General features: G+C 71.2%; 7 protein-coding genes. 6 read left to right on the top strand and 1 reads right to left on the bottom strand.

The window, feature by feature from the left end; translation table 11 throughout:
• Positions 1-1701 (top strand): asparagine synthase-related protein (locus tag D7X12_RS37075; protein WP_147443912.1); only part of this gene is annotated, 1701 nt, incomplete at its 5' end.
• Here the strand turns inward: D7X12_RS37075 and D7X12_RS37070 are convergent.
• Complete coding sequence (locus D7X12_RS37070; protein WP_158620200.1) at positions 1599-2480, bottom strand: PIG-L family deacetylase; 882 nt, start codon at positions 2478-2480, stop codon at positions 1599-1601. The genes D7X12_RS37075 and D7X12_RS37070 overlap by 103 nt on opposite strands.
• Before the next feature lie 86 nt (positions 2481-2566).
• Here D7X12_RS37070 and D7X12_RS37065 point away from each other — a divergent pair, with 86 nt between their 5' ends.
• From D7X12_RS37065 to D7X12_RS37045, 5 genes are all read left to right on the top strand, one after another.
• A complete protein-coding gene (locus D7X12_RS37065) occupies positions 2567-3778 on the top strand; it encodes an MFS transporter (protein WP_120629921.1) in 1212 nt (403 codons plus the stop codon).
• 6 nt (positions 3779-3784) lie between these two features.
• Positions 3785-4357, top strand: coding sequence for an imm11 family protein (locus tag D7X12_RS37060; RefSeq protein ID WP_120629920.1), 573 nt, complete (start codon positions 3785-3787; stop codon positions 4355-4357).
• 120 nt (positions 4358-4477) lie between these two features.
• A complete protein-coding gene (locus D7X12_RS37055; protein ID WP_120629919.1) occupies positions 4478-5665 on the top strand; it encodes a GNAT family N-acetyltransferase in 1188 nt (395 codons plus the stop codon).
• A gap of 69 nt (positions 5666-5734) precedes the next feature.
• Positions 5735-6709 (top strand): NAD-dependent epimerase/dehydratase family protein, encoded by a 975-nt coding sequence (locus D7X12_RS37050; protein ID WP_120629918.1) that lies wholly within the window; start codon positions 5735-5737, stop codon positions 6707-6709.
• A gap of 35 nt (positions 6710-6744) precedes the next feature.
• Positions 6745-6965 (top strand): WGR domain-containing protein (locus D7X12_RS37045; protein WP_120629917.1); only part of this gene is annotated, 221 nt, incomplete at its 3' end.

Genomic DNA, 6965 nt, shown 5'->3' with positions numbered 1-6965 from the left:
CTGCTGGAGCGGATGGAGGCCGGGTTGTTCCCGGTGGTGGGGCAGGGCGCTCAGCGCGCCGTGGCGCCGGGGTTCGCGTTCGCGGTCCGGGGGACGGGTGGCTTCCGGGAGCGCGCCGGAGTGTGGCTGGCCTTCGAGGGGCACCTGCTGGGCCGACCGTTCGGTGACGCGTCCGTGCCGGAGGCCTTGCTGGGCGCGTTCCTGGAGCGCGGCGAGCGCTTCCTGGAGGGAATGGACGGCTCGTTCCAGGTGCTCGTGCGGACGCCGGACACGACGTACCTGTTCATGGATCCCACCGCGTCACGCCGGTGGTTCTTCCGGCACGAGCCCTGGGGACTGGCGTTCTCCCCCGAGGTGGCACCGCTGCGCGCGTTGGCCTCCTGCACCGTGGACGGCGCGAACCTGGCGCAGTTCCTGGTGGGCGGGCGCTTCTTCGCGGGGCGCACGCTGTTCGGGGAAGTCCGCCAGCTGCTTCCCGGGGAGCGCCTGGTGTACCGCGACGGCCGGGTCGAGCAGCGGCGTGCGCAACTGGAGGTCGTGAGCCAGGACTCCGGGCCGCTCGACGTGGAGGCGGCGCTGACGCGGTGGAGCGAGGCCCTGGAACGCGCCGTCCTCCAGCGGTGGACGCAGGCCCGGGCGCCCGCGCTGCTGCTGACGGGCGGTTGGGATTCGCGGTTCCTCTTCCACACGGTGGCGCGGCACGTGGAGGACACGACGCGGCTGTGCACGGTGACGTGGGGACAGGACCTGCGCCGGTTGGACTCGGACGCGCGGGTGGCGCAGGACATCGCGCGGCGCTTCGGGACGCGTCATGTGGAGTTGAAGCGTTGTGTGGCGCAGGTCCCGGAGACCTTCGCCGCCATGTTCCAGGCCCAGTCCGGGATGACGGAGCTGGCCTTCGGTCACGCGGATGAGTTGACGCTGTGTCAGCAGCTCGCGGAGCGGCACGGGGTGGGTTCGCTGTTTCGCGGGGACGAGTGCTTCGGGCCCACGGGGTGGAACGCGACGACGGTGGGCGAGGTGCTGGCGCGGCTGTCATTGCCCTTCACGGCGGACGTCGCGGGCCGCGAGGCGTGGCTGGTGGGTGGAGGCGAGGACGCGTGGGCGGCGCGCGAGGAGCAGGTGCGAAAGCGTGTGGCGGCGGCTTCCGGCAGCGTGGAGACCCTGCGCGATACGCTCTACTTCCGCGAGCGGGTGCCCGCGTTCCTGCACCACCTCAACTACTTCAAGGCCCACCGGCTGGAGGTGTTCAACCCGCTGATGGACCGCGAGGTGATGGCCCTGTCGCGAGCGCTTCCGGCGGCGTGGCGCACCGACAAGCGCCTGTTCAAGGACTGCTATCGAAGACAGTTCGCGGAGCACCTGGACATCCCGTTCGCCGGGCGCAGCAACGGGGTGGACTGGGCCCGGATGCTGAAGCGCTCGCCCCGGGTGGTGAGGTTCCTGCGAGCCGGACTGGAGGCCCTGCCTCCGCCGCTGGTGCCCGAGGTCTTCGTCGGAGTGCTGGACGGATTGCTGCGCGGTGGGGCTGTGATGCCCGCACCTGGGGCCTACCGCGTGGCGCCGGAGCAGTTGGTGATGCGCGCGTTCGTTCTGGGTCAGTGGCTGCGCGACAGTCCGGTCTCGGACGTGGCCAGCCGCGCGAAGAGGTCGCGGGCCCGAGCGGCGCCCGCGTCGGAGGTCAGCGCGAAGCACGCGTAGCGCTCCACGTCCGCGACGTTCATGCGCCGCTGCATGAAGCCCTGCGACTTGTGTTCGGCGATGAGCCAGTTGACGACGACGTGGAAGTCGAGCCGGCCTCCGTGCCCGAGGGGCCGGGTCCGGTCGAAGTCGAAGGGGCCCACGTCGGTGCGCAGGGCGGTGAGCGGATGGGGCGGGAGCCCTTCAGCGGCGGGCATGTCCATCGCGAGGATGGGATAGCCGTCGGGTTGGGGAGGGCCGCGGCGCGTGTGCAGCGACACCCCGAGCACCGCGGGTCGTGCCTCCGGCGGGAGGGCCGCGATGACTTCCAGGGTCAGCAGCGCCGACAGCCGGTGGTGTGCGTGCGTCCGGGCCGTGGGCATCATCACGAACACGAAGTCATGGCGGCCGTGTTCGAGCTGCGCGCGCAGTTGGCTCCGCACGACTTCCACGTCCCAGCCTTCCGGCACGAGGGCCTCCGGGGCCAGCGAATAGCCCGTGTCGGGTTGCTCCAGGAAGACGCAGTCGCGCAGGCCGAGGATGCGCGCGGCGCCCCGCAGTTCCTGTTTGCGGATGGCGGGCAGGTGCTCGCGGGCCACCGCTTCGTCGGTGAGCCGCAGGCCGTAGAGCGGTTCGGCGAGCGTGGCGTAGCGGAAGCCTCCCTCGCCGTTCGTGAGCACCACGAGGTCCACCTCGGCGCCGAGCGCGTGCGTCGCCTGGAACACCGCTCCGGCGAACATCGTCTCGTCATCGGGATGGGCGGTCACGAGCAGCAGGCGCGGGACGGAGGCATCACTCATGGGGGCCATCATGCACGTCGGACCCGACATCTAAAGTCAGGTGGTTTGCGAGTCCTCTCGCGGAGGCGTTCCTGGACCGGCTGACCGTGTTGCTCTTCACCGCGTTCCTGGACTCGGTGGCGCTCCTGATGATCGTCCCCCTGCTGCCCTTCCACGCCACCGGGTTGGGTGGAGGGGGCGCCGTCGTGGGGATGCTCATGGCGACGGTGCCGCTGGTGCAGCTGGTGAGCGCGCCGCTGTGGGGTCGGCTGTCGGACCGCGTGGGGCGCAAGCCGGTGCTGCTCATCGGCATGGGCGCGGCGGTGGTGGCGTCGGTGCTGCTCGGGCTCGCGGACTCGCTTCCGGCGCTGTTCGTCTCGCGGGTGGTGCAGGGCGTGGGCGGTGGGACGGTGGGCGTGCTCCAGGCGTATGTGGTGGACGTCACGCGACCCGAAGCGCGGGCCCAGGCGCTGGGGCGGGTGTCCGCGGCGACGAGCCTGGGCGTGATGCTCGGCCCGGCACTGGGGGCACTGGGGGCGAGCCTGGGGCCGTCCGTGCCGGGGTTCCTCGCGGCGGCGCTGGGGGCCTGCAATGTGGGGCTCGCTGCGTGGCTGCTGCCGGAGGCGGCGTCGCGGGCCGGAGCGGTGCACGGTTCACCGGGTCGGAATGGCGACGTGCTGCGGGTGCTGTCGCATCCGCGTGAGCCGGTGGCGCGGTTGGTGTGGACGTATGTGTTCGCGATGGGGGCCCTCCAGGGCGGTACCGCTGTGCTGTCATTGCTGCTCGCCGCGCGGTTCGGGTTGACCGCGAGCACGGTGGGCTGGGTGTATCTGTTCACAGGTGCCGTGGCGGTGGTGGCGCGGGCGCTCCTGCTGGGCCGGGCCGTGGTGCGGTGGGGGGAGGCGCGCTTGTGGCGAGGGGGCGTGGTCCTGTTGAGCGCGGGGCTCGCGCTGCTCGCCTTCGCGGAAGGCCCCTGGGTGTTGGCGGTCGCGCTGGCGCTCATGCCGCTGGGCACGGCGTTCACATTCCCCTGCGTGACGGCCCTGCTCTCAAGGCACGCCGAGGCCACCGAGCGCGGGCGAGTGCTGGGCATGCAGCACGCGTGGGGCGGAGTGGCGCGAACACTCGCGCCAATGGGCGCGGGATGGGCCTTCGAACACCTGACGCCCGGAGCGCCGTTCTGGTGTGGCGCGGTGCTGGCGCTGACGCCGCTGTTGTTGGGGGTTGTGGGCCGTGATGCTCCGGAGAAGACTGCGCGAGAACTCATGACCGCAGGCACCAAGCTGCGGAAACTCATCACGAAAGACCCCAAGGCGTGATCTGCCGTGCCGAGACATTTCTTTGAGCTTGAGTTCGATGTCGATGTTCCAGGGCGCTGGTATCTGCGGGAGCCCACCGACATGGAAGGGCAAACGGTTTCCGATATCTGGGCGTTTGTCTCTGGAAGGGCCGTGACGGAGCCCGGGAGATTGCGTGTGCCGCTTTCTCGACCCGGCAGGCCCCTGGACTTCGACAAGACGACGGTCGCTGGGACGCCCATCGTCAGTGGACGGGTCGCGTCCGTATTCCGCGAGCTGGCTCCAAACGACGTACAGCTCTTCCCTGTGGAGGTTCAAGGGCAGGCCGAACTCTATTACCTGCTGAACGCGGTGCATGTGATTCGCTGCATCGATGATGCGGCATGTGAAGAGGCGCGGCTCTGGACGTTGGCGGATGGGCGGCCAGACAAGGTCGGCGAGTACCATGTCGTTTCCGGCCTGCGCATCGACTCATCGAAGGTGGGTGACGAGGTCGTGTTCCGGCCCTGGGGTTACCTCTTGCCGCTCATCGTCGATGGGGACCTCAAGGATGCGTTGGAGCAGGCCGGCATTGTCGGCGGACGGTTTGATGAAGTCTGAGTAGCGCCCGGGTCCTTCCGCGCCCCCTCCCGCTGCGCCATGCTGCCTCGCGAGCGACCATCGCCGCGTTCAGGGGACGCGGAGCCTGTCGGTGGCGCATGCACTGGAAGGGGATGCGGGATGGAGACGACGGAAGACTACGGACCCCCGAGGGATGAACTGGAGCTGGCCGCTGTCGCGGACATCACCGCGCAGGCCTTCGCCATGTCCGCCACGGATGCCGAAACGACGGTGCGCAAGAACGGTCCGGAAGTCCTGCGCCTGCTTCGCCAGGGCAACCAGGTGGCGGCGACGCTCACCCTCATCCGCATGCACCAGTTCCTCGGCGGCCGCTCCGTGCCCCTCATCGGCGTGGGCGGCGTGGCCGTCGCGCCCGCGCACCGGGGCGGAGGCGTCGCCACGCGCCTCTTCCATCGCTTCCTGCGCGAGATGCGCGACGGCGGCGCGCCCCTGTCGGTGCTCTATCCCGCCACCCAGCCCCTCTACCGGCGCGTGGGCTACGAGGTGGCCGGCGCGCGGTATGAAATCCACGTCGACGCCTCCGCGCTGGAGTTGGGCGAGCGCACCCTGACGCTGCGCCCCCTCACGTCCTCGGACAACGCGGCGGTGGAGGCGTGCTACCGGCGCTTCGCCGCGCAGCACCACGGCTGGCTGGACCGGGGCGAGTACATCTGGAAGCGCGTGCGCACGCCGCGCAACGACACCGCCCACGGCTTCGTCGTGGAGGGGACCTCCGGCGTCGAGGGCTACGTGTACCTGGTCCGCAGCCTCTCGCCCCAGGGGGCGGTGCCCAAGCAGGTGCTGAAGCTCACCGACCTCGTGGCCAACACGCCCGCCGCCGCGCGCCGGCTCCTGCGCTTCCTCGGGGACCACCGCTCGCTGGCCCAGGACGTGGTGTGGCACGGCGGCGCGGACGAACCGCTCCTGACGCTGCTGCGCGAGCAGACCTACCAGGTGAAGCTGTCCATGCACTGGATGATGCGGCTTCTGGACGTCCCCCGGGCGCTGGAGGCGCGCGGCTGGCCCCAGGGCCTGTCCGGGGCCCTGCACCTGGACGTGCAGGACGACCTCTTCCCGGAGAACCGGCAGCGCTTCGTGCTGGAGGTGGAAGGCGGCGCCGCGCGCGTCCGGCCCGGAGGGGAAGGGGGGATGCGGCTGCACGTGCGCGGCCTCGCCTCGCTCTACACCGGCTTCCTGTCGCCCCGGGCGCTCCAGCTCGCCGGGATGCTGGAGGCGGACGACGCATCGCTGACGGCCGCCACCGCCCTGTTCTCCGGGCCCGCGCCCTCCATGCGCGACATGTTCTGACGCGGGCGCGGCTACCCGCGGCCAGCCGGGAATGGTAGGAGCGGCATCTTCGTCAGGGAGGGTTCACACGTGCGCGCGTTCGTCACCGGTGGCTCGGGGTTCGTCGGAAGGCATCTGCTGGCGGCGCTCGCGAAGCGCGGGGAGCCGGCGCGCGCGCTGGCCCGTTCTCCCCAGGCCGCGGAGGCGGTGCGGGGCGCGGGCGGCGAGGCCTGGGAAGGCACCCTGAACGACGTGGAGCGGCTGCGCGTGGGCATGGAGGGCTGCGACACCGTCTTCCACGCCGCGGCGCACGTGAAGCTGTCCGGCCCGCGCGCGGAGTTCTACGAGGCCAACGTGCGCGGCACGGAGGCCGTGCTGGAGGCGGCACGCGCGGCGGGCGTGAAGCGCCTCGTCCACGTGAGCACCGAGGCCGTGCTGGTGGACGGCGGCCCCATGGCGAACCTCAACGAAACCCACCCGCTGCCCACGCGCCCCGTGGGCCCGTACCCGTCCACCAAGGGCGAGGCGGAGCGGCTCGTCCTGCGCGCCAACGGCCCGGACTTCACCACCGTGGCGGTGCGGCCCCGGATGGTCTGGGGGCCGGGGGACACCGTGCTGCTGCCGTCGCTGGTGGCCGCGGTGAAGTCGGGGCGCTTGCGCTGGATTGGCGGCGGGCACTACCTGACGTCCACCTGCCACGTGACGAACCTCGTGGAGGGCCTGCTGCTGGCGGCGGAGAAGGGCCAGGGCGGCCAGGCGTACTTCCTCACCGACGGCGCGCCGGTGGAGTTCCGCACGTTCATCACCGCGCTCCTGAAGACGCAGGGCGTGACGCCCGGTGACAAGACCCTCCCCACGGCGCTCGCGGCGGCGGTGGCGGTGGTGAGCGACGTGGTGTGGGACGTGCTGGGCCTCAAGGGCACCCCGCCGCTCACGCGCACGGAGCTGCTGCTGGCGGGCCAGGAGGTGACGGTGAATGACGAGAAGGCCCGGCTGGAGCTGGGCTACACCGGCAGCGTGTCGCGCGAAGAGGGCCTGCGCTCGCTGGCGGCGCACGCGGACTGAGGCGGACGGGCCCCGGGTGCGGTAGCCTCGCGGCCATGCGCAGGTTCGAGTTCGTCGACGGCAACAGCTCCAAGTTCTGGATGCCCGAGCTACAGGGCGCCACCTTCATCGTCACCTACGGCCGCATCGGCACCGCGGGACAGCGCAAGGAGAAGGTCTTCCCGGACGAGGACTCCGCCCTTCGCGAGTACACCAAGAAGGTCGCGGAGAAGGTGCGCGAGGGCTACGCCGAGGTCGGCGAGGGGGAGGCCCCGCC

It is taken from the genome of Corallococcus sicarius (assembly GCF_003611735.1).
Taxonomy (GTDB): Bacteria; Myxococcota; Myxococcia; order Myxococcales; family Myxococcaceae; genus Corallococcus; species Corallococcus sicarius.
Note: the sequence above shows the minus strand (reverse complement) of the source record. Positions and strands in the feature narration are given on the sequence as shown.

What these genes read in the sequence shown, in the direction of transcription:
- D7X12_RS37070 (WP_158620200.1), bottom strand. Translation starts at nt 2,480, where the DNA reads ATGAGTGATGCCTCCGTCCCGCGCCTGCTGCTCGTGACCGCCCATCCC.
- D7X12_RS37055 (WP_120629919.1), top strand. Translation starts at nt 4,478, where the DNA reads ATGGAGACGACGGAAGACTACGGACCCCCGAGGGATGAACTGGAGCTG.